Source organism: Levilactobacillus yiduensis (assembly GCF_024718525.1).
Taxonomy (GTDB): Bacteria; Bacillota; Bacilli; order Lactobacillales; family Lactobacillaceae; genus Levilactobacillus; species Levilactobacillus yiduensis.
On sequence record NZ_JAMXAZ010000021.1, the window covers coordinates 1 to 24,941 of the forward strand.

Consider the following 24,941-nt stretch of genomic DNA (forward strand, 5'->3'; position numbering starts at 1 on the left):
ATCAAGCTTCGATTGATAATTCCATGGTAAATAAGCTTCCAGATCTTCTTTTTTCGCAAAATCTGGGAGTTGTGGCACTTCATTTAATAGGTAAGTCACGTAGTCGCGTGGATTGACGCCATTAGCCTTAGCGGATTCAATTAGCGTCATCCAAATTGCCGTAGCTCCGGCAGGACTAGTACTAAAACATTGTTAAATTAACAAGTAACTTCTCTCTATAAAAAATTTTACTTAACTCGATAATAGTAAGATACAACTGGTTTCTCACCAAATGATTTGTATGCCCACCCGTCATCACGCAAGGCTTGACGCTTCTTGTGGGTGACCCGCTTCAGATGCCAACGCTGACCCATTACATTTCTGCCGATAAATGTATATCCCTTTTTATCTTTCTTAATGTACATTGGTTTCCCGTTAAATGGATTGGTTGAGTGTTTATCTTTCTTGTCGCCAACCATCCAGCCACTACCTTCTACCTTTCCATTTTTGTAGTCGTTCACGCTAAAGGTGTACTTCGTGATTTTAAGTTTCTCAACTCTATTTTTTCCAAGACGAGTTTGCCAAGTTCCGCGCATGGACTTAGGTGCAACTGCCCGTTTAGCTGCCGCGTTAGTTGTCGGCGTGACCACGGTAATGCCCGTAATTGCGAATACTGTTAGTGTGCTGATACAAATTTGCTTAATATTCATCGTTTTCTTCTCCATTTCAAAATTCGTAGGTAAGCTTTCCTAATTCGTAACTTATTCGTTAGACACCGACTTACTTAACTCTCCCCGCGTAATAAGTAAGCTTTAACCATTTATGTTGACCCTCCTTAAAGTGTAGCTTCATCGTCAACTTATGATGCCCCCTCCTGGTAAGAACCATTCGATCGGCCCCTAAGTACCATTTATTGTTTTCTTTCTTAGTTGCTTTGAAATAGTATTTATGATGTCCAATCACTTTATAGCGGATGGAACCATTGTATGAGTTAGATGGATTAAATGGACCGTTTTTCCACCGACCATTAACTTTTCCATACATATCGGTATCTTGAACACTTTTAGTGTAGTGATACTGCATGGCCAAAGCCGAAGTTCCCTTCCCCATATACATATGCCAATATCCACGAACAGCTTTAGGAAAACTCCCATGATGCCAAGCTGACGCGTTCGCAGTCGTCCCACCGGCCAAGCCAAAGGTCGTAGCCAGTACTAGTAATAACCACATTTTTCTCATATCTTTCCTCCTTTATTTATTTAATTCACAATGTTATCGAATAACCACCGCCCGCGCATGCCGGTTCTTATACACAGACATGACTTTCTTAGTGGCGAACCACTTAGTCTTGCCTGGCCAACTTTGCTTCATATAGGGATCTGCGACCAAGAAATGCCCCTTCTGATAGCCAACCAATGCCAAGACGTGATACGGGCGATAACTATCCATATTCCACGCACCAGAGAAAACCACCGCATTACCATGCTTTACTTCACTAATGAGCTGATTCTTTGAAGCTCCCGTGATGTTTGCCACCTCTTTATCATAGGTCTGCGCATATTTAATCAATGGCTTAGGATAGATTGTCCATACGACTCCCTTAGGACTGTCCTTGTAAGGATTTCCTACAAATCCCTTATTCGGGTCATTCTTACTCTTAGGCATGTCAGTAATGATCTTCTTGAGACTTGTATTCAATGCAATCCCTTTTACAGACAGTGCCATCTTGAGACTTGCTGCTTCACAAGCAGTAGAATGATACACAAATAACTGACGATAATAATGTAAATTTAACCAAACTTCTCTTTTTCATTAAACCGCTCCTCACTTAAACTCAATGCAAATACCCCCGTTAAAGTTCTCCAACAAAATCCAACAAGTAATTATGCAACGTTTTCAACCTATTAATGTCAGATGACCTTGCACTAATTCTATGATTTCGTCCAGATGAAGTTTCAAACATAAGACATCCATACGTCCCCTTCTTAAACCATGCGTATACCCTGTAGACACCAATTCCCAATAATACTATTCCAACCAAACTAACCATCCCTGATATACCAAAGAACAGGACTACAAGAGCTATTAGAATACTCCAGACACTTCCTTTGGGAAAAGGAGTTCTAAAAAAGCTGAAGATCAATAGCATTAACTTTTCTCAAAGGGATGCTTCCATCATCAAACTGAATAAATCTATCAGTTACTTGAATTATTTGTTCATGTCCATCAGCACCTAGAATTCTATCATTATAAAATTGTTTATCCACGTATTTTGACCCCCTGTAATATTAAATCCATTACGTTTAAGTACTTGAATGTAGTATCAAGACATACCTAACTTAAACAAACAAAATTATACCACATGAAAATCACATTATTAAATCAACTCAATATAAGTATGAACTGATTTAATTAATATAAGTTGTTAAACATTGCACTAAAAGTACCTATATTCAGGATATCAACATCACTATATAGTGGGGTACTGTGAACATGGATATTAATTTCGTTATTGGAGAAAACATTAGAGCCAGACGTAAACAATTAGGTCTAAGCCAAGAAAAACTGGCAGAATATAGTCATCTTTCCACTAACTTCATTTCAAGACTAGAACACACCAATCATCAAAATATAAGCATTCAAAAACTCAATCAGAACGCTCATGCACTTGATACTGACGTTTCACAACTATTAACAAACACAAGTACTGAACAAGATTCTGCTTCACTTCCACCCAATGTAAATTATTTGCTTAAACAGCTTGGAAATATGAATCCAAGTAAGGCCAATAGATTCGCAAAACATTTTTCAGACATTCTAAATGAAATATAAAAAGTGCCTCGTATTTTTCATATTGATCTTCTCCTTTAAATTACTTTTGCAATGGAGCATCTGAAGAGATGATCACAACGTATGCTTCATTTTCACCATTGATGTTCTTTCGACTAGAAGTTCCAACAGCATAATACTTTAAATCATTATTCAATAACATGTCTTTATGACCATCACCATTAGGTTCATCATAAGTAATCATACTATATAGTCCGTTGACCAATCCACTCTCAATTGAATCATCAGTAATCTTTCCATATCCATCTTTGAGGTCTCCTAATTCACCAACTGATTCATTAGAATGAGTTAACATCGAATTTTTCCAAGGATTATTAAGAAAACCTAGATCATTTTCAACTTTATTGAACATTGGCATCTTAGTAGATGAATTTGGATAATAGACAAATTCATCTGTATCAGGATTTGTATAATGACTTTGATTATCTAATTTAGCTAACTGTTCAGCACGAATATCAGCAACTTGTTGATCACCACTATCATGAATCCAAACTGGAACTCCAGCCTTAGCACGCTCACTATTCACAAAACTGATGAATTTACTCTTGGCAATATCTACACCTTTTGAATAACTATAAGATTTGATATTCTTATCAGGATTATCTTGAGAAACAATTGAATCAATGTAGTCTTGACCTTCTAATTGTTGTTGGTTATCATTTGCTGTTGAATTGTCCTTATTACTCTTCTTGTATTTCTTCAGATTAGAATTATGAATCCAACCACTCTTTTTAGAATGACTGATATCTTTTACGTATAGATAACGAGAATTATACGCCTTACCACTCTTCTTGTGCTTACGGACAGTTTCTTGTTTTGTCACATACAACTTATCTTTCTTGATCTTCTTAAGTGTGGTCCGCTTCTTAGAAAGATTTGCTTTACTATAAACTGGACCATTATGTTTATAGGAAACTCGATACTTCTTTAGTTTCTTAGTCTTAATAACTTTATACTTCTTAGCAGCCATAACTGTTGTTGTGGCTGTTTCATTTACAGCGGTAAATCCAACTCCTAAAGATAACGCAGCAACCGAAATCAATAACGATTTCTTCAGTCTTTTGTTCATATTGACCTTCTCCTTTAAGTATTTTCACCCCTGATTAGGTGAATTATATAACTGACTCAGTTGAACCTTCGTGTATGCTGTTCTTCAAATACTACCCCACAATATAAAAGCCTATGACTGCCCCATACATGGCGTATGAACTCTACAGCCTAGTCTCTAACCACATTCCTTTAATAAAGCTTTCATACTCAAATAAGGGATAACAGAGGCCTTTAGGGCTCATGAATTGTCTTCTTACATATTCACTGCTAAAGTCAATTGTATTAATATTTTTCAAACAATATCATACAAACAAAATTATACCACACCGCAAGCAATTATATTCAAAAAAATCGAATATATATGTTCGATTTCAATCAGGTACTATAAGTTGTTAAATAGTGTATTGAAAGCAACTATATTCAAGATATACACATCAATTTATAGTGGGGTATTGCGAATATGGATATTAACCTTATCATTGGGGAGAACATTCGAGCTAGACGAAAGGTGTTGGGATTAAGCCAAGAAAAATTAGCAGAATATAGTCACCTCTCCACTAACTTCATCTCAAGATTAGAACATACGAATCATCAAAATATTAGTGTTCAGAAGTTAAATCAAATCGCTCAAACACTTGATACCGATGTCTCTCAGTTGTTAAAAAGTACAGATGTCGAAAACATAACCCCAGAGCTTCCACCCAACGTAAATTATTTGCTTAAACAATTTGAGAACATGAATCCAGTTAAGGCCGACAAAATTGCAAAATCCTTTTCCGACATTCTAAATGAAATATAAAAAATGCTTCGTATCAAAATAAACGATACGAAGCATTTTTACGTCGACATTGGTTTGTCTTTGGCAAACATTTGGCAAACAACTATGTCGTTTTATCTATCTTTTCGGTGTATTAACACCCAGTAGAATCCTTGATTCTCAACAATCTCTATCTAAGTGGGATATAAAATCTATTCCCATTCAATAGTCGAAGGCGGCTTACTCGTAACATCATAAAGGATGCGGTTTACATGATCCACTTCATTTACGATACGGACAGAAATGTCCTGCAAGACGTCCCACGGAATGCGGGCGAAGTCGGCGGTCATGCCGTCGATGGATGTTACGGCACGGATGCCGACTGCGTAGTCGTAGGTCCGGCCGTCGCCCATGACACCGACACTCTTGATGTTTGGTAAGACCGTAAAGTATTGCCAGATATCGCGGTCGAGGCCGGCCTTTTTGATTTCTTCCCGCAAGATCAAGTCACTATCGCGAACGATTTGTAACTTCTCTGGGGTGATTTCGCCTAAGACCCGAATGCCCAAACCAGGACCCGGGAACGGTTGCCGCCAAACCAAGTCGCTTGGCATCCCCAGCTTTTCGCCCAGTTCCCGCGCCTCATCCTTGAACAAGGAGCGCAGTGGTTCGATCAATTGGAAGTGCATGTCTTCTGGCAACCCACCCACGTTATGGTGAGACTTGATGGTTTGCGCCGTGTCCGTCCCACTTTCGATTACGTCGGTGTAGAGCGTCCCTTGGGCCAAGAAGTCGATACCATCGAGCTTTTGGGCCTCGTCGTTAAAGACTTGGATGAACTCGTTGCCGATGATCTTCCGCTTCTTTTCGGGCTCCGTGACGCCAGCCAGCTTGCTCAAGAAACGTTCCTGAGCATCCACCTTGACGATGTTCAAGCCGAACTTGCCTTCCAGGCTGTCCATGACTTGCTTGGCTTCACCCTTACGCAACAGGCCATGATCAACGAAGATGCTGGTCAGTTGCGTCCCAATGGCCTTGTGCAAGAGCACGCCCACGACGGAGGAATCGACCCCACCGGACAGACCGAGGAGTACGCGCTTGTTACCGACCGTTTCACGGATGTGTTCGATCTGCAGATCAATGAAGTCATCCATTGACCAGTTGGCTTCTGCGTGGCAGACGTCAAAGGCAAAGTGCTTCAAGATGTCGTTACCAAATTCCGTGTTGCGGACTTCCGCGTGGAATTGGATCCCGTAGAAGTTCCGGTCAACGTCTTGCATGGCAGAAATCGGGCAATTTTCGCTCGTTGCCACGCGTTCGAACCCATCCGGCACTTGGGTGACCAAGTCACCGTGGCTCATCCACACCGTTTGTTCCTTGGGTGTGCCGGCAAAGAGCTTGGCGTCATCACTTAACACGGTGATGTCCGCGCGGCCGTATTCCCGGTTATCGGCGGATTCAACTTTCCCACCGGTCAAGCTGTGAGCCATCAGTTGCATCCCATAACAGATGCCCAAGATTGGAATTCCCAGCTTGAAGATCTCAGGGTCGACGTTAAAGGCCGAGCTATCGTACACACTGTTTGGTCCCCCGGAGAAGATGATCCCCTTGGGGCCCCAAGCCTTGATCTCGGCGGCACTCATGGTGTGCGCCTTTAATTCAGAGTAAACGCCCATGTCACGAATCCGGCGCGTAATCAATTGATTGTATTGACTTCCGAAGTCCAAGACGATAATTTTATCGAATTTGGACATATCAACGTTTGCCAAGCCATTCACCCTTTCTTTTCTTTTCAACATTGGTTATATCATACAGATTTCTGCCACGCTGGTCAATGCCATTTGGCCCAAATCGCACCAGAATCAGTTCACCCGGTTAGTTAATTTGGGGCGTCAGCTTTAAGCGTAAATGGTAGTACGTCTGCCGGTCCAAACGCCGACGGGCAGTGGCCACGAAGCCAAATTCGGTGGCCAGACTGGCCAGGGCACTCCCCGGGCGGACGTCCATCCCAATGACGGGTGCCCCGCTCAACCGGGCGCGGTGAATCGCGTCGCCCAGCAGCCATTCATCGAACCATTTCTGCTGGTAGGTCTTGCCCTTAGAGCGGTTACGGACCGTTAACAAGTCCAAATACCACTCGTCTGGTAAGGCCCGTGGGGTCACCACGTCCTGTTGGGGCGGCGTCAGCTGTTGGCGGGCAAATAAATTGGCCCACCGGTTATCCAGCGTGGCCTCGACCGCAGCCGGGTAGCCATACGCCACGCCCACCGCGACACCTTGGTTTTGGTACACCCGCGCCTGCGGATAGCCGTAGCGAAAGGCCGGCTGATGGTAGCCGACAAATAACATTTGTGAGAGTTGTTCCTTACTGACGCGGCGTAACCGGCGCAGCTGTCGCCGTTCCAGTTCATGGAGCACCAACAGCGCCACGGCATCCGCATCAACGCGCGTCGCATCCCGCAGCATGGTTCCACCCCCTAGTATTTCCGCAGCAACAACCGATCAATGCGGTGATGGAACGTCTTATGCAGAATCATATCCGCCCGGTTGCGCGTCGGTAAAATGTATTCTTCCAAATTCTTCAGGTCAATGTCGCGCCAGACCTGCTTGCCCTTGGCAATGGCCTCGGCGTGGTCGACGATGGTATACGGATAATAGTAGTTGGTCGGGTCCTGAAAGGCCGTCTCTAGCAACAACTCAAACCGTTCCAAGAACCAGCTCTCAATCAGCGTCGGGTCAGCGTCGACGTACAACGAAAAGTCCGTGAAATCACTGACATAAATTTGTTCATTGGTCGGCAATTGCAAGGTATTGATCCCCTCAACGATCAAGACGTCCGGGTGCACGATGTACTCGAACTGGTCTGGCACGATATCGTAGACCTTGTGGGAGTATACGGGGGCCTTAATCAGCTCCTGGCCGGCCTTAACGTCGTTTAAGAACTGAATCAAGGCTGACATGTCATAACTCTCCGGGAAGCCCTTACGCGCCATGAGATTGCGTTTTTTCAGCTCCTCATTGCTGTACAGGAAGCCATCGGTCGTAATCAGCTGAATGCGTTTGCCCTCAAAATAGTGATTCAACAAGACTTCCAGTAGCCGGGCCACGGTACTCTTGCCGACCGCCACACTCCCAGCAATACCAATGATGAAGGGCACTCGCCGCGGCCGCTGCTGCAAGAAACTGGCCTTGTCGCGCTGGAGCTGGCGATAGTGGTCGAATTCTAAGTGTAATAAATGCACCAGCGGAATGTACACGTCTTGAACATCTTGCAGGGAAATGCGGTCGTTAAACGCTTTGATCTGCCGCAAACTCTCCTGGGTCAGCGGCAACGTCGCGTCATCGGAAAACGCCCGCCACTGCGCCCGGGTAAATGCATTGTAATTGATGGGATCACTCATGGAGACACCTCTACTTTGATTTCTAAGTACACAGCGTTGTGGCCCCCGCCCGCGCCGGCAAACTCACGGCGCCGCGATTTGTTGTGGTCCACAACCTCTGACACAATTAAGTCCTATTATACCGCAGATAAGGCTACGGCCAAATAAGTTTTCTGCGGCGGACGATTGTGGTTACTGGCCGCCTACCGTTCGTCAACTATGGGACTGGAACGCGGTGGGCGGACCGGTCGAGCCACAGTGCGGTCTCGCCCTCGCTTTGAGCCGAAATGCACGTCTCAAAGACGCCAGTTTCCTAAGCGCCATGGCCCGCGCCGCTAAGGGAACTCCCACGGCTGAGCCCATAGTTGACGAACTCTCGGCTACGATTGGTGATTGCCAAGCTAATTTGGCTATCCCTACCGTTATACTGTTCCAGGGGAATATGTGACTACCACTAACCAGTGAATTTCTTGACGAGTCAATGACTCTAGCTAGCTTGATGGTCAACAATAGTGTCAGCTTCGCGCTAACGTACAGAACCTTTAGCCGCTACTACACAAAAGGAGTAGCCCGGTCACTGACAAACGTGACTAGTAGCTACTCCTTGAGACTCGTTAAGGTTCAAGCGACTCGTATTAGCGGTCACACACCCCAGAGACGGGCACGACTCCTGATGTCAGCCTAAACCATCTCATACTCATTTTCTGGGACATCCGCCAGCAACGGTGACAGCTCGCCCACGCCGATTACGCTCAAGCGGTGCATGGCCCGTGAGCAAATCGTGTAGAGCAACTGCCGTTCGTCTTCGGCGTGGTAACGACTGGCCGAAGCGTGCCAGACGATGACGCCGTCGAATTCCAGTCCCTTGGCCAGGAAGGACGGCACCACGATGGTCCCTGGTGCCAGCCGCTGGTTTTCGGATTGAATCAGCGTCACGGCGACCCCGGCGTCCTTCAGGCGCTGCGTCAACTCACGGCAATCCGCCAGGTCCTTGCCGATGATGGCCGTCGTTTCGTCCTCTTCTTCGTTTTGCTTGATCTGGGCAATCACCTTTTGCAGGGCCGCTTCTTCGTTTTCCGCGACCGCCATGGTTGGCAGTTCCCCTTCCCGAGCGAAGGCCGTGACCGCCTCACCGTTCTTCAAGATGTGCTTGGTGAAGTCGGTGACCTGTTGCGTCGACCGGTACGACTGGGTCAACTGAACGACCCGTGTCTTGTCAGGATCGAACATGGTACTCAATTCCTGCAGCAGCGTACGGCTATTTTCTTTGGTGAAAATGGCCTGGTTCAAGTCACCCAACATGGTGAAACGCGCCCGCGGGAAGCTGAACTTCAGGAAGGCCAGTTGAAAGGCGTTGTAGTCCTGAATTTCATCCATGAAGACGTAGCGCATGTCGCGTTCGCCGGATTTCCCGGTCATCTTGTCGTACAAATACAGGTACGGCGTGGTGTCGACCAGTTGCATCCGGTGGTCGCGTAACTTGGCCACAGATTCTTCCACGCTGGCGTTCCAGTCGGCCGCCGTGATGTGATACTCACTGAGGTCAATGCGGTTCGGCATATCGCGCAGCATGTGAACGTATTGGTTATTGATACTTAGGAACCGCGCCCGCACAATGGCCTTACGAATCGGTTCGAAGGCCTTCATGACGATCTTGCGCGACAGGAATTGCGTTTCCTTTTCGGACGAGTCGAATTCCCGTGGGTCATCCCCGTAGAGCGAATCCAACTCTTCCTTACTCAGGTCCTGGATGGCGTCTTCCACCCAGCGCGTCTTCATTTCACTACTGATGCGCCGGTTCAAAATGCGAATCAGGGCTTCTTTGGTAGCCTGCAGGCGGTTCCCCAAGTGGTAGTTGCGGTTGAAGCTGTAGTAAATTTCTTGAATTTTTTCTTTAGTGATGAAAATCTCACCCTGGAACTTGATATTCCGGAAGACCATATCGGTGCTTTCCAAATGGTCCGCATAGGCCGTCACGGCATCGAAAAATGCCAGGCTGCCCTTCATCTGGTTGATCTTCTTTTGTGCGGGCGTGTTGGTCTCGCCAAAGCGTTGGGCCAACGTTTCCACTTCAATCTTCGGTAAGCGACGACCCGCGTACTGGTAGTAGGTCATCTGGACCATGTTGTGCTCGCCCAATTCTGGGAGCACCTGGTCGATATAGTCGTTGAATAATTGGTTCGGCGAGAAGAGCATGACCTGACCCGCGTTCAAATGGCCCCGGTAGCGGTACAGCAGGAAGGCGACCCGTTGTAAAATAGCCGCCGTCTTCCCGGAACCCGCGGCCCCCTGCACGAACAGGAGGTCCGAACCGGTGTCCCGAATGATTTGGTTTTGTTCCTTTTGAATCGTGGTGACGATGCTCTTCATCTTGGTATCAGAATGTTCACTCAACGCGGACAGGAGCATTTGGTCCGTCACGGTTTGGTCGGTATCGTAGAGGGTCACGATCGTCCCGTCTTCGATTTGAAATTGCCGTTTTAATTTCACATCCACAGTCTGTTCGCCATCGGGTGTCTGGTAGCTGACATTGCCCAGTTCACCGTCGTAATAGATACTCGAAATGGGTGCCCGCCAGTCGTAGATCAGGAAATGGTCTGGCGAATCGGAAAATGAGCCCAGCCCAATGTAAATGGTCTCGACCTTGGCCTTGGGGCCCTCTTGAAAATCGATTCGGGCGAAATAAGCCTTCTTCTCCAGTCGCTGCAACGTACTCAGTTCCGTGGTGGCGTGTTGCCAACTGTTCTGCCGTTCAGCCAACAACTGTTGCTGCTGCCGCACGGACAGGGCTGTTTCCAGCAAGCCTTCGTAACTATCCGTCTTGATGCGCAAATCGTTGACGAAGTTCTTGCGGATCCCGGCTTCGTCACTTTCGGCAACGTCGATCCGTTCCTTAGCTTCCTTTTCGGCGGTCTTGATCTTTGCGACCACCGCGTCTAAATGTTCTTGCTCGTGGGCCTTGATTGAATCTGGCAAGCCAATCCCTCCTCAAATAACTGGGCAAACTACCCTGCTGCGAATTATCAGTCTTGTGCTAACCTTTCACCGTTCTGTCACGGTTGGTTACACTGTCCGTGCTGGCCGCCTTGCCGTTCGCGCGAGCCAGTCGCCTACGGCTGCCAGGGGTTCCGCCTGCTATGGGGGACACCTTCAGCCTGAGAAACGGGCTTCCGGTTCGCTTCAAAGCCTCGCCAAACCCGCGAGTCTTCGAAGTCGCCCCACGCTGTAGGCTGGTAAAAAACACCAGCCAACACCGTCGACACAGCTGGCTACACTCCTGGCCTCCTCCGGCACGATTGTGGCTCACCACAACACAGTAGCCAACTCTCACAATTCACGCCAGCGTTGGTGGTGATCACTACCGGAGCCGATAGTTCGCTAGGTATGAGTTCAGCCGTGGGAGTTTCCTAAGTAGCGGTCTTTGCTGGTTAGGAAACTGGCAGCTTGGAGACGCGATTTACCGGCTCCAAGCTGAGGGTCGAGACCGCACTTTGGCTCGGCCCGTCCGCCCACAGCGTTCCGACTCATATCTAGCGAACGGCAAGGCGCCCAGTACTGACTACGTTGCCAATTACAATGTGCAATCAATGGTGGCGGTAACAGGTTTTAGCACAATAATTCGACTTACCATTCTACACTCATTCAGCCTATAAATAAAGTAAAGTGCCCGTCGTCAAATCACTTATTTACCAGCATCTTTGCTATAATGGAGGGGACTTTTTGCGGGGGTGATTCTATGGATCAATTTTCCTTATTAATTATTTTAACTGCCGCCCTGGTGACGCCGTTAGTGATGGCCAAATTCAAGCTGACCGTCCTGCCGACCGCCGTGGTGGAGATTCTCGTGGGTATCCTGTTAGGGCCCAGTGTGCTCAACGTTGTTCACGCCAATTCGACGCTGTCCTTACTGTCGAACACCGGCGTGATCTTCCTGCTGTTCTTGAGTGGGATGGAGATCGACTTTAGTCTGTTCAACCGGCGTAAGAAACCGCAGACGCCCCTGGCCGCCAAGGTGGCTGGTAGTGCGCCGAAGTATTCGCCAGTCTTTCTGGCGGTCACCAGCTACGTGGCCATCATGGTCACGTCCCTGCTACTCGGCTTCATTTGCCAATGGACTGGGCTGTTCAAGGATCCGTGGTTAGCAGCCATCATCTTCATGACCATTTCGTTAGGCATCGTGATTGCCACACTCAAGGAAAAGGAACTGTTAAGCAAACCCTTTGGCCAGACCGTCTTGTTGATTGCTGCTCTGGGTGAAATCGTGCCGCTGTTTTCCCTGACCGTCTACGCATCAATCTTTGGCAACAACAGCCAATCCCTATGGCTGCTGTTACTGGTCTTCCTGGCGGCCGGTGTGTTATTCCGCCGGTTCAAGCCATTCTTTACCTTCTTTGAAAGCATCAACAAGTCCACGACCCAACTGGACATTCGCCTGGCCTTCTTCCTGATCTTCAGCCTGGTGGTCATCGCCGAATCCGTGGGAGCCGAGGGTATTCTGGGTGCCTTCGTGGCCGGCATCGTGATGAAATTGCTGCAACCGCACGAGGACACCATGGTCCGACTCGACGGCATCGGCTACGGCTTTTTCATCCCCATCTTCTTCATGATGAGCGGCGCCGAGTTGAACCTGCGCACCCTGCTGGCCGACCCGGCAACCCTGTTGCTGATTCCCGCCTTCTTCGTGGCCTACCTGTTGGCCAAGGCGGCCGTTTACTTCGTGCTACGCTTACGTTTCAAACGGGGCAACGCCTTTGCCGGCACCGCCATTTCCGCTGCGACCATCACCATGGTCCTGGCTGTCTTGCAGGTCGCCAAATCCATGAAGGTCGTCACCAGCCAACAATCCGGTGCCTTTCTGCTGGCCGCCATTTTGACCTGTGTCCTGGGTCCACTGCTGTTTAACACGGGCTATTCCGCCGAAGCCGAGGACCTGAAGAAATCGACGGTCCACTTCATCGGCACCAACTTGCTCACGGTGCCCGTCGCCCAACAGTTGGCCAAGAGCTGGTACGATATCACCATGTACACCGACAAACCGGCTAATTTCAAAACGTACAACTCGGAGGTCAATGCGAAACTATTGGATTCCTTAGATGCCGATTACGTCGAGGATCAAAACGCCTTCGATGCCGACATCGTGGTCTTGGGACATTTCAACGCCACCAAGAACTACGAGTTGGCCAAGGCGGCTAAAGCCTATGGGGTCAAACGCGTCATCGTGCGCTTCGAGGACCGCAACGTCTTGGACGCCCGTGAAGACGAGCTGACCGACCTGGGCATCGAGGTCTACAACACGCCAAACGTCAACATTGCCATGCTTCGGAGCCTGATCGAGGCACCAACGACACTGCGCCTACTGACGTCCTCGACCTCGGCCGTCTACGAAGTGGCCCTGCGCAACCGCCGTTACACGGAACAGGAGATTCACAGCCTGCCGTTCGTGCAAGACATCACCATCAGTCAGATTTTCCGCGAAGGCCATTTTGTCCGGCCAACCGGCAGTACCACCTTAAAATTCAATGACCGCATCATTTTCACCAGTAGTCCCGAAACCGCTCGTGAAATTCGGCGCGAACTAGGCATTCTGAATTAGAACTGTTACACTGGTGAAGACCGTTAAAACGGTAAGATCCTTATGAGAGTGGGAAAAAAGGCGATTAGCTGGCGAGCATTAAGGCTGATAATCAAATAATTCTGAACTTGGATTGTTTGATTATTAGTTTTAAGCGGAACCAGCTGCCTTTTGTCCCAGGTTTCAACACCAGATATCCGGAGACACAAAGGGTCCGAAAATTTTGTCCCAGACCCGCGTATTTTGGTTTTAAGCAAAGGAGAGATTGAGTGATGGCAACAGTTGAACTTTATTTGGTGCGTCACGGCCAAACGTATTTGAACAAGTACCACCGGATCCAAGGCTGGTCCGACTCCCCACTGACCGCGAAGGGAATCGCCGATGCCAAGCGTGCCGGCGAGCGGTTAGCGCACGTGAAATTTGCGGCCGCCTACGCCAGTGATACTACGCGGGCCCAAAACACGGCCAAGAACATCTTAGCCGCCAACCAAGCCCCCGTATCACTGACCACGGAACCCGCCTTCCGCGAAGAAAACTTTGGTTACTTCGAAGGACTCGACACTGGCTTCACCTGGCACACGCTGGGCACACCGGTGGGCCTGGACTCTTTCAACGCCATGATTGCCAAATTGACGATTGAAAAGACCAAGGACATGTTCCACGCCCAAGATCCATTTGGCGACGCGGAAGACAATGACGCTTTCTGGGCGCGCGTTCAACCCGGTTTGGACCGCGCAATCGTGGCAGCCAGTGACGGCGACCGCCTGTTGATTGCGACCCACAGTACGACCATCCGCAGCATCGTGTCCAAGTACTCGGACATCGACGTTTCCGTACCGGTCGACAACGGCAGTATCACGAAGATCACCGTGACCGATGGTAAATACAAAGTTAATGATTACAACAACACGACGGGTAAAGTGAAATAGCCTAGCCATTGCTGGCAACGAGATTGGGGCGCGTCCCTGGTCTCGTTTTTTTGAGGACTCACTATTACTAACGAAACTTTCTGGTGATTTGTAACCCCTCCAGAACTTTTTTTTACGAAACTTTTAGAATCATAGGTACTGTCGCCTATAATTATTTTTGTTAAGCCTTCTGTTTAGTCTCCCGCCAAGAATGTGCTATATTAAGCATAGCAAAAGCCGGCGCTAGAACACCGGCCTTGCAAACCGCTTTATGAGCGGAGACAGTTACGACAAATGGGAGTCGCCCGACTATCAAAGTTGTGAGGGGCGGCTTTTTTAATTACTTTCTATTGTGATGGCAATCGATTAAAATCATCAACGCGGCGAATACCAGCGCTAGCCGACCCCACGCACAAAAGTACCTTCCCCAGAACAACCGGGAAGGTACTTTTTTAATCTCTCAATTTTTAACTGGCAGTTTATCAACGGCCACAGGACACAGGCAATTACTCACGCCTGAAACCCGGCAAAGAGATCCGCAAAGGCGCTGTCGGCGCGGTAGAACACCGGTGGCATCCCCACTGGTGCGGCAACCGTGACCGTTTGCTGGCCGTCGAAGCGCTCACCGCTCCACAGATGGAGCCACTCGCCGCCGGGCAGATAGAGCTCGCGGGTCGTTTGGTTCGGCGCTAAGACTGGTGCCACCAACAGGTCACTGCCCAGCGTGTAACTGGTCTGGTTCTCCCAGGTCTGGGCGTCTTCTTCATCGCTCAAGACCAGCGGCCGCATCACGGGAAGCCCAGTCGCGGTATTTTCCTGCATGACTGCACGCAAGTACGGCGCCAATTGTTGGTGCACGCGCGTCAGCCAAGCGACCTGGCGCATCGTCGCCGTGTCGTCATAGTACTGGAAATTTTCACTCGGCCGATTCCCCTCATGCGTGCGCATGACTGGGGTAAAAGCACCGAGTTCTAGCCACCGCAACCACAGTTCCTTGGTCCGGTCGTTGCCAAACAGGCTGGTGTAACCCCCGATATCCGGGTGATTCAACCCGCTACCGGTCAAGCCCGCCGTCAGCATGCCCGTCAGCGCGGATGGCAAGCCATCGTCTGGCGTCCAGTCGACGCTTTGGTCACCGGCCCACAACAGGGGTGCGTACCCCTGGCTGCCAGCGCCACCAGCGCGGAAGAACGGCACGACCTCGCCCAATTTGCCCGTATGCTCGAGGGCATCCCGGTTGAGCTTAGCCCAAAGCACGGGCCATTGGTTGTGCGCCAGCATGGGGTCGGCCTTGCCGTAGAGCTGGACGTCCGTCGGCAAGTACTCACCGAAATCAGCCATCCACCCACTCATGTCAAAGTCGATCAACCGCTCTTCGACGATGCCTTGATACCAGCTGTAGGCTGCGGGATTCAAGAGGTCCACGACCCCACAATTGAATTCGCCAAAGTCGACCAGATAGACGCTACCATCGGCCTGAGTAGCCAGGTAACCGGCATCCCGTGCCGTCGCAAAGAGCGGTCCGTCATCGACCACGTAAGGATTGATGTAGCCCAGGAAACGAATCCCCTGTTGCCGCCACTCCTTGATCAATTGGTCCAAGCCGGGATAAAAGTCCTGGTCCCAGTGCCAATCCCAGTGGAGGCGTTTGCCAAAGCTCGTGATCAACGGGCCTTCCCAGTCCTGGAGCCAGACACCGGCCACGTTGATGCCGGCGCGCTGGGCAGCCGCGACACGTTGCCGAACCACTTCGGTACCGCCCTGTAGGCCCAGCACGATACCGTCACCCAGCCATTCTGGCAAGACTGGTTGGGTACCGAACCAGTCTTTGGTCAGCCGCACCAGCCCGGTCATTGTCGGGGCTGAGGCCAGCCAAACGGCGGTCGGAATCGCCCAGGCACTGAGCTCGGTGTAGCGCTGATCCGTGAAGTCCAGTACCGCGTAAGCCGTCGTGTCCAAATGTACCAGCTGATGGCGACTCGTCAGATACGTTGCCTGCGGGAAGTTCGAGGTGTAATAGTCCCCACCCCCACCGTTGTTGCGGTCCGCCGCCTGCGTAATGGCCGTTTGTTTGTTGCGGCCAACCCCCGGTTCGGAGGTCCAGATAGGGAATTTCCGCCCGGCCAAGTTGAGGTAGCTCATTTGCTCGCCCCCACCGTAGAACCGGTCGCTGGGTTCGGCCACTAGTCGCAACCAGAAGCGGTTGAGGTTCGCTGCCAACGCCGTGAATTGTAGACGCCAGGCCTGATTCACGTAACGGAGCGTCACCCGCAGATAACTGGGGCTATCGCTAGTCGGGGCCAGTTCCAAGGTCGCCGAGTTCGTGGTATGGGCGAATTTTTTAACGTGGGGCAAATCGATCCGTTCCACCTGTGTATCGTGGAGCTGGAAGTTCCCCTGATTCATTTTGACTTGGCTCTGCCCTTCCCCGACCGCAATCGCCGGGTGTTGGGGCGTGCTGTGCAGACTGGCATCCGGCTGATGAGCCCAACGTAAGGACCAATCCGCCGTCACCGCTGCATCGCGCACGCTCAGGTGATCACCGTCTAAACAGATTTGCATGCCTAACCTCCTAGTATTGGGTCACGGGTAACCGGAGCCATTGCCCCAACCACTTGATGGCCGTGGTGTAGTCACCGTAGACCAGCGCAAAATGCGATTCGGCACCACTTTGGGCCAGGTCGTTGACCAATTCGGTGATTGGTAAGTCGACCTGCACCTTGCCGGAGAAGCCGTTGTATTGGTTCTCAACGGGCAAGGCTTTCCCGTGAATGCTGATCAAATGGTAGCCGTCCGTATCGTAATGGACCCGTAGTAACGTGACCTCGCCGGGCTTCAAGGAGCCATCGACACTCACGCCGATTTTGCGGTTCGGGTGAACGCCCGCCGTAGCCGGATAATCCGGGTTGGCCAGGTCGTATGGGCCGTAATCGTGCCAAATGGTCAGACTGTTGTCGGCCTCATCTAAGCGGCACAGGTCACCCAAGAAGACTGGTTGTTGATGCCCGTTCAAGGCTTGCAGGGCGTACATGGAAACGGCCCCGTGGATGTCGCCTTCTTCGGCCACCGGTGTCTTTTGGTTAGTCAGTTGTGAGAAGACACCACCGGGCGCACTGTCAAACTTCTCAAAGAAGTCTGGCCAGCACCGGGAAGCAAAGGCCCCCAGCCCATCGGTGTGGACGTGGTCTTGCATCACCGTCACGTATTGCGCCATCTTGATGGCCCGTGGGTCGGCAGGATCCAAGTCCTTCAGGTGTTCCTGCGCGTAGGTCAACTGGTCTTGGTATTCAGCTGGCGCGACCTTAGCCGCCGTCTTGAAGGCTTGATCGATACTGTAGTGTTTCAGCGAAACCCCGAGTTGGTCACGCAACTCTTGCGGATTGGTCCCGGAGAAGTTGAAACCAGGTGGGAACGTCCCCACCACGCCGACCGTCAAGTGTTGCAGGTCTTGATAAGCATCGACCGAGCTGATAAATTGCCGTACGGCCTTGGCGCCGGCTTCTTCGTCCACGCCACCAATGAATTGTTGGTAGACCTGGCCGTGCATGTGCAGGTAGTTGGCCGTACTCAACAGGCCGGTCATGGCGTTCAGATGCAGCCAGCCGTGTACGCTAGGTTCTTTTTCAATCAGTAAGAAGACGGGAACCGAGTAGCGCTTGACCAATTCAGTCACGAATTCTTGGCCGGTAAAGGTCAGTTGCTGGAAAATGATGGCCGTGGGTTCTTCTGCCAAGTTTTCAATGAAATCCAGCAGCTCGTTGGGTTCGCCCAACGGTGCTTGGGGAGCCACGATGTCGGGCGCAATCAGTTGTAGCGTCGCCAATGTGGTCTCAAAGCGTTTCTGAGCCAGCTCGGCGTCAAACTTCCGCCGGACGACTGGAATATAAACTAAACTCATGGCCTACGCCTCCTTTGGGGTGTTGTCCCAAGCGTTTTGGAACCGTTTCAACCCAAGATCCGTGTATGGGTGGTAGAAGCTATCACGGTAAACGTCTAAACCGGCCGTGACGATGTCGGCGCCGGCCTTGGCCGCTTCCACGATCTGATGACCACTGCGAACGGCGGCCACGATGATTTCCGTTTGATAACCGTAGTTGCGGTAGATCTGAGCGATGTCCTTGACGTAACCCATGCCGTCTTCGCCGTTGAGTTCCTTCCAGTTCACGAATGGTGAGGCGTACTTTGCCCCAATCTTAGCGGGCATGATGGCCTGGGCGGCGGAAAAGATCAGCGTGACGTTGGTCCGGATGCCCTCTTGTTCCAGATGACGGGCGGCAATGATGCCGTTTTCCGTGGCTGGAATCTTGATGGCGAAGTTAGCCGATAACTCGTGAATCTTTTCAGCCATGGCAATCATGTCGGCTGATTCGGTCAAATGCGGATTGATTTCAATGGAGATGGGAAAATCCGGCTTGTCGGCCGCAAAATCCGCCAACTTATGCACGGCAACCATGAACGGCTGGCCGCTCGCTTGAATGTGCTTGGGATTCGTGGTGACCCCGTCGATGCCGTAGTTTTCGTAAGCATAGGTAATTTCGTCCATTTTGGCACTATCTAAAAAATATTTCATCGTTCAATGACATCCTTTCAATTTTCAACAGAAGTGGCTTCGACCACGGCATCCTTGTCGCGGCGTTTCAACAGTTGGACCAAGACCTCGTGGTAACGTTTTTCGGTCAGTGGGTAGAGGTAATGCATGATGATCACGGTCATGATGGCCATGGCAGCTGAGTAGAAGAACATCAGCCCCCGGATCCCCAGTAAGGCCGTGGCGGTCTGTTGCTGGTTAGGCACGTAGCCGACCCAGGTCAAGATGATCCCGGGAATGAAGCCGGCAATGGCTTGGGATAATTTCCGGAAATACGTGAAGGCCGAGTAGACCATCCCTTCGGAACGAATCCCACTTTGCCATTCGCCGTATTCCACACAGTCGGAGACCAGCGCCCAGTTCAAGGCACTCGTGAAACCATTCCCCAGGTAGGCGATGCTGGTGAAGATGACCAACAGTAGTGTGTTGCTGGCGAAGAAGAAGCCGAGAATATCGGCGGTAGCCCAGATGATGCAGCCCATCGAGTAGACGGTCTTCTTGTCAAAACGCTTGGTCAACAGTGGCACCAAGGCGACCGCGACGAAGACCATCCCGATACTAAAGAAGCCCAGGTAAGAGACAGCCGTACTATCTTTCAAAATATACTGGCAGTAGTACACTTGCACGGCCAGCTTGAGGTTAAAGGCTGAGAAGGTAAAGAGGTTCACGATACACAGCGTGACCAGCGGCCGGTTCTTCAGTAAGGCCTTGAAACTCTTCTTCAGGTCTTCCTTAGTTGCCTTGGGCTTTGGTGCTTCCTTGTAGACTTCTTTGATGTTGAAGTAAGAAATCCACTGGCAAGCGACCCCGACAACGGCAAACCCAATCACGGCGACCGTGTAGCCCTCATGATCGGTCGGCAACATGTTCACGATTGGCATGAACCCAATCGTCGCCAGCATCAGCCCCAGGTTGGAACCGGCTTGCCGGAATGATGCTAGTTCGGAACGTTCCTGACTGTTTCGCGTCATCGTGGGAATCATTGACCCGAATGGCACGTTTGAGATCGAGTACACCGTCCCAAAAATCATGTAGGAGATGTAGGCCCAGATCATCTTGCCGGTTACCGAAAAGTCGGGAACGGAGAAGTTGGCAATCAACAATAAGGCTAAGGGAATCGCGGCCCACAGAATAAATGGCCGATACTTCCCCCGTGGGCCGATATTTTGTCGATTGTCGATCCAGGTCCCCACGCTCATATCCATGAACGCATCCCAGACTTTGGCAACCAAGAAGACGGTCCCGGCTAACGCTGCCGGTAGTGCCAGCACGTCGGTAAAGTATTTCAATAAGTATAGTTGTCCCATGTCAAACAGGAAGTTGTTCCCAACATCCCCGATGGCATAGCCCAACTTGTTCCGGAGCGTCGTGGTCCGAGGCGCAACCTCTTCAGTAAATGTTTCCGTGGTGCTTGCGGCGTTATCACTCATTCAACCGCCTCCTTATTTTGGATACACAACGATCTTGGCATTCATGAATTCCATGATGCCCATATCGCTCATCTCACGGCCGTAACCCGAGTTCTTGACCCCGCCAAATGGCAGTTCTGGAATCCCGGTCGACCCCTTGTTGATAAAGACTTGGCCAGTGGCCATCCGACTAGCAACGCGGTGAGCCCGTTCTTCATCAGCGGAGAACACGGCACCGGCCAGTCCAAATGGTGTGGCGTTGGCAACCTGCACGGCTTCGTCATCGGAATCGACCACGTACAGCTGTGCCACCGGCCCGAAGAATTCTTCTTGGCTAGCTGGGTTGTCAGGCGTGATGTCACCCAGCAACGTTGGCATGAAGCCAGTTGCATCGCCCACGGGGCCACCGGCAACAATCGCAGTGGCGCCATTTTGCACGGCCAAATCAACCTGTTGGGCTAACTTTTCCTGACCGCGTTTCGACGCCAATGGTGCCAACGTCGTCTTGGGGTCCATCGGATCACCCACGACCTGGGCCGTGAAGATTTGCTTAAGCCCCGCAACAAATTCGTCAGCGACTTCCCGGCGAACGATGAACCGCTTGGCCGAGGTACACGTTTGTCCAGAATTCCGTAACCGAGAAATAGCAGCCTCTTGAATGGCGTTGTCCATTTCGGCATCGTCTAAGATCAGACAAGCATCACTGCCGCCGAGTTCCAACGTACTCTTGGTCAGATTTTCCCCAGCTAAGCCAGCCAATTGCCGACCAACGGGTTCTGAGCCAGTCACAGCCAACCCTTGGACCCGGGGATCCGCAATCACGCGGGCCACTTGGTCATGGGTCAAGCAGAGGTTTTGGAAGGCTCCCACTGGCATCCCTGCCTCACGGGCGGCCTGCTGAATCAAATCAGCGCAGCCGGCAACGGAGCTAGCATGCTTCAAGATGACGGGGTTGCCCGCCAAGTAGTTCGGTGCCAGCACCCGAATCACCTGGGTGTACGGGAAGTTCCACGGCTCCACGCTCATGATGATACCGGTCGGTGCGTATTCCAATTGCGCGTGCGCGTCGTTGGGCCCGTACACGTAAGGCTTCGGCGTTAAGAAGGCCGCGCCGTTGTTGGCGTAGTAGCGGGTGATATTTGCTGCCGCATGGGATTCCCCCTGTCCTTCCTTAAAGAGTTTCCCCATATTGTGGGCCGCCTCTTCGGCAAATTTATCGGCTTGATCGTCGAAAATCTGCGCGAATTTTAAGAGATGTTGTGCCCGTTCAAAGCGGGTAGTTGGTTGTTCCTCAAAGTATTGCGCGCTCGTGGCCAAGGCTTGGTCGACCTCAGCATCAGTTGCGTCAGGATAAGACCGGTATTCGGCGCCGGTCAGTGGATCGATTACATGGTAAGACATAGCAGACACCAATCCTTTCAAAATTCGAAACTATCCCCATTATGCGAGTTGAATTTGTGAAAATTGTGAAGATAAATCCAATATAATGTTAAGGAATCTTCACATTTGCTTACGAAAGCTTATCGCCAACTTAAGGTAACCCTAATGTAAGCTTAAAGGCTGGTCTACAAGTTATGAAAGCGGTGCAGGTCGACGCACCCAATGAACCAGTCAAGCCCTAACCTTTATGCAAAAACCGAACTATGCCAGCCTATTTACCGGTCACCTTGTGCACAATTTATCATATCCTGCTGCCTGGCAACATGGTGGGCGCTGGCTGCCTTCCGCGGCGTCCCATATGAGCCGGAACGCGGTGGGCGGACGGGCCGAGCCACAAAGCGGTCTCGACACCTCGCCTTTGAGCCGAAAACCCACGTCTCAAAGACGCCAGTTTCCTAAGCGGCAAGTCCTTCCGCTAAGGAAACTCCCACGGCTGAGCTCATATGGGACGCCGCTCCTGGCTACGATGGTTCTAGTCAGGTACTGTGGTTGTGTCTTCCCTTAACGTTTTGACCGCGATTACCGGCTAGGGTGCCCGGATGTTTTACGACTCCACAGTGTCTACTGGTTAAACTGGTAGCCGTGAAAGCAGTCGCCGTAAATCGGAGGCGGCCAGGGATAACGATGGCATAAACCTAGCAGATGAAAACCACAGATTTGGCAAGATAGTATCATCCGTTAACCCGAAGACAGCAGGACCAGTCACCACCCTACGCTAGCAGTCGCTGGCCAACACTACCGTAGCCGAGAGTGAAGCGAAAATGGGCTCAGCCGTGGGATTGAGACCGCCCTTCGGCGCAATCCGTCCGCCCACCGCGTTCCGGCCCATTTTCGCGCAACGACTGGCGGCCAGCACGAACCACGCTGCCCTACCGCTACACAAAAAACGAGGACCAGCAAGAAAAATTCCTGCTGGTCCTCATCTATCTACTGAATTATTTGCGAATCAACGACGCTTCGTGCGCGCGTTGGGTGTACATGTCAATTTCATCGTCAGCGGCTCGTACCCAGTGACGCGGGGCAATCTCAACCAATTGACGTTCCTTGCCGTCATTTTCACCACTACCGTCGTAGGCAATCTCTTCCCGGGTCCGTTCGAACTCTGGGTCGGGAACGGGAACGGCTGACAACAGGCTCTTGGTGTAGTCGTGCAACGGGTGGGCATAGATTTCGTCAGAGTCGGCGATTTCTAGCATCCGGCCGTAGTGCATGACGCCGATCCGGTCAGAAATGTACTTGACCATCGACAAGTCATGGGCAATGAACAGATACGTTAAGCCCTGTTCGCGTTGCAGCTTCTTCATCAAGTTAACGACTTGGGCTTGAATCGACACATCCAAAGCGGAGATCGGTTCATCGGCAATCACGAACTTGGGATCCACGGCTAATGCCCGGGCAATCCCGATCCGTTGCCGTTGCCCACCAGAGAATTCGTGGGGGTACCGACTGGAGTGGTCCTTGTTCAACCCCACCGTTTCCAACAGGTCTTCCACCTGCTTGGTCCGGTCGGCGTCGTCCTTGGCCAAATGGTTGATGTCGATACCTTCCGCCACGATATCCTTGACCTTCATCCGGGGATTCAACGATGCATACGGATCTTGGAAGATCATTTGCATGTCTTGACGGAATTCCCGTTGGTCGTCCTTACTTGTGAAGTTGTCCACGTTCTTGCCGTTGAACAAGATTTCACCAGCAGTTGGCTCGTACAAATGGATGATGGCCCGTCCGGTCGTGGTCTTCCCAGAACCAGATTCACCAACTAGTCCAAATGTTTCTCCCTTGTAGATATCGAAGGAAATGTCATCAACGGCGCGAACCTCATCGGCCTTTCCCACGTTGAAGTATTGCTTGAGGTGCTTGACCTCGAGGATTTTTTCGGCATTTTCGTAATCCATTATTGCTGTTCCTCCTCTTCCTCAACTGGGATGCTTGGCCGTTGCTTGGCAACCAAGTCTTTTTGCATCGCAGCATATTTCTTTTGGCGCGCCACGATTTGTTCTGGTGGCGTCACCTTAGGCGCATCCGGATGGAGCAACCAGGTTGCCGCGTAATGGGTATCGGAGACCTTGAAGAACGGTGGTTCCTGTTCGGTATCGATCTTCAATGCATAGGCATTCCGGGCGGCAAAGGCATCCCCTGCTGGTGGATCCAACAGGTCTGGTGGCGTCCCTGGAATGGATGGCAACTCGTCACCGCTGGAATCCAACGTTGGCATAGAGCTCAACAGCCCCCACGTGTACGGGTGCTTCGGGTTGTAGAAGATTTCATCCACAGTCCCGTATTCCACGATCTTCCCGGCGTACATAACGGCGACCCGGTCGGCCATGCCGGCCACGACACCCAAGTCATGCGTAATGAAGATGATCGACGTCGAAATCTTATCTTGCAGTTCCTTCATCAAGTTCAAAATCTGAGCTTGAATCGTCACGTCCAAGGCGGTCGTTGGTTCATCGGCAATCAGGATTTCGGGATAGTTGATCAACGCGATCGCAATCACGATCCGTTGGCGCATCCCTCCTGAGAATTGGTGCGGATAATCATTGATCCGGTTCTCCGCATCAGTAATCCCAACTAATTTCATCATTTCCAAGGCTTGAGCCAACGCCTTTTCCTTCTTCATGCCCTTGTGGACCATCAAGGGTTCGGCGATTTGCTTACCGATCCGCATGGTCGGGTCCAGTGAGGTCATTGGATCTTGGAAGATTTCGGCGATGTCTTGGCCCCGAATACTTTCCATCTCTTGATCTGACTTTTTCAACAGGTCTTGGTCCTTGTACAGGATGGACCCGCTGGTAATGTCAGCGTTACGGGCGTTCAAGCCCATGATCGTCCGGGTGGTTACCGATTTACCGGAACCAGATTCCCCCACGATAGCCAGGGTCTCCCCTTTGCGAAGGTCAAAGCTCACGTTCCGGATGGCCTTAACGTCACCGGCATACGTTTTGAAATTAACCTGCAGGTTGCGTACTTCCAAAATATCTTTTTCGTTCTCCATGACGTTAGTTCAC

20 protein-coding genes and 1 pseudogene are annotated in these 24,941 nt (G+C 50.8%); 4 read left to right on the forward strand and 17 right to left on the reverse strand.

Annotation, left to right across the window (positions count from 1 at the left end; all coding sequences use genetic code 11):
• The 5 genes and pseudogenes from NGM66_RS10910 to NGM66_RS10930 all read right to left on the reverse strand — a co-directional run.
• Window positions 1–150, reverse strand: a 150-nt coding sequence (locus NGM66_RS10910) for a transposase domain-containing protein (protein WP_258115672.1), incomplete at its 3' end; no start/stop codon positions are given.
• Window positions 151–227: 77 nt separating this feature from the next.
• Entirely contained in the window at window positions 228–704 is a 477-nt protein-coding gene (locus NGM66_RS10915) for a hypothetical protein (protein ID WP_258115666.1), read from the reverse strand.
• A 55-nt stretch (window positions 705–759) separates the two neighbouring features.
• Window positions 760–1,218 (reverse strand): hypothetical protein, encoded by a 459-nt coding sequence (locus NGM66_RS10920; RefSeq protein ID WP_208909126.1) that lies wholly within the window; start codon window positions 1,216–1,218, stop codon window positions 760–762.
• 33 nt (window positions 1,219–1,251) lie between these two features.
• A pseudogene (locus NGM66_RS10925) lies at window positions 1,252–1,761 on the reverse strand (C39 family peptidase); the annotation flags it as partial.
• Window positions 1,762–2,102: 341 nt separating this feature from the next.
• Entirely contained in the window at window positions 2,103–2,246 is a 144-nt protein-coding gene (locus NGM66_RS10930) for a hypothetical protein (RefSeq protein ID WP_208909124.1), read from the reverse strand.
• A 226-nt stretch (window positions 2,247–2,472) separates the two neighbouring features.
• On the opposite strand from NGM66_RS10930, the gene NGM66_RS10935 reads away from it, so the two are divergent.
• Window positions 2,473–2,811 (forward strand): helix-turn-helix domain-containing protein, encoded by a 339-nt coding sequence (locus NGM66_RS10935; RefSeq protein WP_245155320.1) that lies wholly within the window; start codon window positions 2,473–2,475, stop codon window positions 2,809–2,811.
• A gap of 40 nt (window positions 2,812–2,851) precedes the next feature.
• On the opposite strand, the gene NGM66_RS10940 is transcribed toward NGM66_RS10935, so the two are convergent.
• Window positions 2,852–3,898, reverse strand: a complete 1,047-nt coding sequence (locus tag NGM66_RS10940; protein WP_208909123.1) for a hypothetical protein — start codon at window positions 3,896–3,898, stop codon at window positions 2,852–2,854.
• Between the two features lie 441 nt (window positions 3,899–4,339).
• Between NGM66_RS10940 and NGM66_RS10945 the strand changes: the two genes are divergently transcribed.
• Window positions 4,340–4,678 (forward strand): helix-turn-helix domain-containing protein, encoded by a 339-nt coding sequence (locus NGM66_RS10945; protein WP_208909122.1) that lies wholly within the window; start codon window positions 4,340–4,342, stop codon window positions 4,676–4,678.
• 170 nt (window positions 4,679–4,848) lie between these two features.
• On the opposite strand, the gene guaA is transcribed toward NGM66_RS10945, so the two are convergent.
• The 4 genes from guaA to helD form a co-directional block, all read right to left on the reverse strand.
• Window positions 4,849–6,390 (reverse strand): glutamine-hydrolyzing GMP synthase, encoded by a 1,542-nt coding sequence (guaA, locus tag NGM66_RS10950; protein ID WP_373418490.1) that lies wholly within the window; start codon window positions 6,388–6,390, stop codon window positions 4,849–4,851.
• A 121-nt stretch (window positions 6,391–6,511) separates the two neighbouring features.
• The gene (locus tag NGM66_RS10955) at window positions 6,512–7,102 is read right to left on the reverse strand and encodes a hypothetical protein (RefSeq protein ID WP_208909120.1); all 591 of its coding nucleotides are present in this window, start codon (window positions 7,100–7,102) and stop codon (window positions 6,512–6,514) included.
• Between the two features lie 11 nt (window positions 7,103–7,113).
• Window positions 7,114–8,037 carry a type I pantothenate kinase gene (coaA, locus tag NGM66_RS10960; protein ID WP_208909119.1) on the reverse strand — a complete coding sequence of 308 codons (924 nt, stop codon included), beginning with the start codon at window positions 8,035–8,037 and terminating at the stop codon, window positions 7,114–7,116.
• Between the two features lie 660 nt (window positions 8,038–8,697).
• The gene (gene helD, locus NGM66_RS10965) at window positions 8,698–10,992 is read right to left on the reverse strand and encodes an RNA polymerase recycling motor HelD (protein ID WP_258115667.1); all 2,295 of its coding nucleotides are present in this window, start codon (window positions 10,990–10,992) and stop codon (window positions 8,698–8,700) included.
• Window positions 10,993–11,752: 760 nt separating this feature from the next.
• On the opposite strand from helD, the gene NGM66_RS10970 reads away from it, so the two are divergent.
• Complete coding sequence (locus NGM66_RS10970; RefSeq protein ID WP_209280004.1) at window positions 11,753–13,609, forward strand: cation:proton antiporter domain-containing protein; 1,857 nt, start codon at window positions 11,753–11,755, stop codon at window positions 13,607–13,609.
• Between the two features lie 251 nt (window positions 13,610–13,860).
• Window positions 13,861–14,517 (forward strand): histidine phosphatase family protein, encoded by a 657-nt coding sequence (locus NGM66_RS10975; RefSeq protein ID WP_258115668.1) that lies wholly within the window; start codon window positions 13,861–13,863, stop codon window positions 14,515–14,517.
• A 489-nt stretch (window positions 14,518–15,006) separates the two neighbouring features.
• Here NGM66_RS10975 and NGM66_RS10980 read toward each other — a convergent pair whose 3' ends face one another.
• From NGM66_RS10980 to NGM66_RS11010, 7 genes are all read right to left on the reverse strand, one after another.
• Entirely contained in the window at window positions 15,007–17,058 is a 2,052-nt protein-coding gene (locus NGM66_RS10980; RefSeq protein ID WP_258115669.1) for an alpha-glucosidase, read from the reverse strand.
• Window positions 17,059–17,068: 10 nt separating this feature from the next.
• The gene (locus NGM66_RS10985; protein WP_258115670.1) at window positions 17,069–18,394 is read right to left on the reverse strand and encodes a hypothetical protein; all 1,326 of its coding nucleotides are present in this window, start codon (window positions 18,392–18,394) and stop codon (window positions 17,069–17,071) included.
• Window positions 18,395–18,397: 3 nt separating this feature from the next.
• Window positions 18,398–19,066 carry a transaldolase family protein gene (locus tag NGM66_RS10990; RefSeq protein WP_208909112.1) on the reverse strand — a complete coding sequence of 223 codons (669 nt, stop codon included), beginning with the start codon at window positions 19,064–19,066 and terminating at the stop codon, window positions 18,398–18,400.
• 17 nt (window positions 19,067–19,083) lie between these two features.
• The gene (locus NGM66_RS10995; protein ID WP_208909111.1) at window positions 19,084–20,514 is read right to left on the reverse strand and encodes a glycoside-pentoside-hexuronide (GPH):cation symporter; all 1,431 of its coding nucleotides are present in this window, start codon (window positions 20,512–20,514) and stop codon (window positions 19,084–19,086) included.
• Between the two features lie 12 nt (window positions 20,515–20,526).
• Complete coding sequence (locus NGM66_RS11000; protein ID WP_258115671.1) at window positions 20,527–21,894, reverse strand: aldehyde dehydrogenase family protein; 1,368 nt, start codon at window positions 21,892–21,894, stop codon at window positions 20,527–20,529.
• Window positions 21,895–22,868: 974 nt separating this feature from the next.
• Window positions 22,869–23,828 (reverse strand): ABC transporter ATP-binding protein, encoded by a 960-nt coding sequence (locus NGM66_RS11005; RefSeq protein ID WP_208909109.1) that lies wholly within the window; start codon window positions 23,826–23,828, stop codon window positions 22,869–22,871.
• Window positions 23,828–24,928: an ABC transporter ATP-binding protein gene (locus NGM66_RS11010; RefSeq protein WP_208909108.1), complete on the reverse strand. Its 1,101-nt coding sequence runs from the start codon at window positions 24,926–24,928 to the stop codon at window positions 23,828–23,830. Before NGM66_RS11010 ends, NGM66_RS11005 begins: the two co-directional genes overlap by 1 nt.
• Window positions 24,929–24,941: the final 13 nt, after the last annotated feature.

Coding starts and splice junctions, on each gene's coding strand:
- NGM66_RS10915 (WP_258115666.1), bottom strand. CDS start 704: ATGGAGAAGAAAACGATGAATATTAAGCAAATTTGTATCAGCACACTA.
- NGM66_RS10920 (WP_208909126.1), bottom strand. CDS start 1,218: ATGAGAAAAATGTGGTTATTACTAGTACTGGCTACGACCTTTGGCTTG.
- NGM66_RS10935 (WP_245155320.1), top strand. CDS start 2,473: ATGGATATTAATTTCGTTATTGGAGAAAACATTAGAGCCAGACGTAAA.
- NGM66_RS10940 (WP_208909123.1), bottom strand. CDS start 3,898: ATGAACAAAAGACTGAAGAAATCGTTATTGATTTCGGTTGCTGCGTTA.
- NGM66_RS10945 (WP_208909122.1), top strand. CDS start 4,340: ATGGATATTAACCTTATCATTGGGGAGAACATTCGAGCTAGACGAAAG.
- guaA (WP_373418490.1), bottom strand. CDS start 6,390: ATGTCCAAATTCGATAAAATTATCGTCTTGGACTTCGGAAGTCAATAC.
- NGM66_RS10955 (WP_208909120.1), bottom strand. CDS start 7,102: ATGCTGCGGGATGCGACGCGCGTTGATGCGGATGCCGTGGCGCTGTTG.
- coaA (WP_208909119.1), bottom strand. CDS start 8,037: ATGAGTGATCCCATCAATTACAATGCATTTACCCGGGCGCAGTGGCGG.
- NGM66_RS10970 (WP_209280004.1), top strand. CDS start 11,753: ATGGATCAATTTTCCTTATTAATTATTTTAACTGCCGCCCTGGTGACG.
- NGM66_RS10975 (WP_258115668.1), top strand. CDS start 13,861: ATGGCAACAGTTGAACTTTATTTGGTGCGTCACGGCCAAACGTATTTG.
- NGM66_RS10980 (WP_258115669.1), bottom strand. CDS start 17,058: ATGCAAATCTGTTTAGACGGTGATCACCTGAGCGTGCGCGATGCAGCG.
- NGM66_RS10985 (WP_258115670.1), bottom strand. CDS start 18,394: ATGAGTTTAGTTTATATTCCAGTCGTCCGGCGGAAGTTTGACGCCGAG.
- NGM66_RS10990 (WP_208909112.1), bottom strand. CDS start 19,066: ATGAAATATTTTTTAGATAGTGCCAAAATGGACGAAATTACCTATGCT.
- NGM66_RS10995 (WP_208909111.1), bottom strand. CDS start 20,514: ATGAGTGATAACGCCGCAAGCACCACGGAAACATTTACTGAAGAGGTT.
- NGM66_RS11000 (WP_258115671.1), bottom strand. CDS start 21,894: ATGTCTTACCATGTAATCGATCCACTGACCGGCGCCGAATACCGGTCT.
- NGM66_RS11005 (WP_208909109.1), bottom strand. CDS start 23,828: ATGGATTACGAAAATGCCGAAAAAATCCTCGAGGTCAAGCACCTCAAG.
- NGM66_RS11010 (WP_208909108.1), bottom strand. CDS start 24,928: ATGGAGAACGAAAAAGATATTTTGGAAGTACGCAACCTGCAGGTTAAT.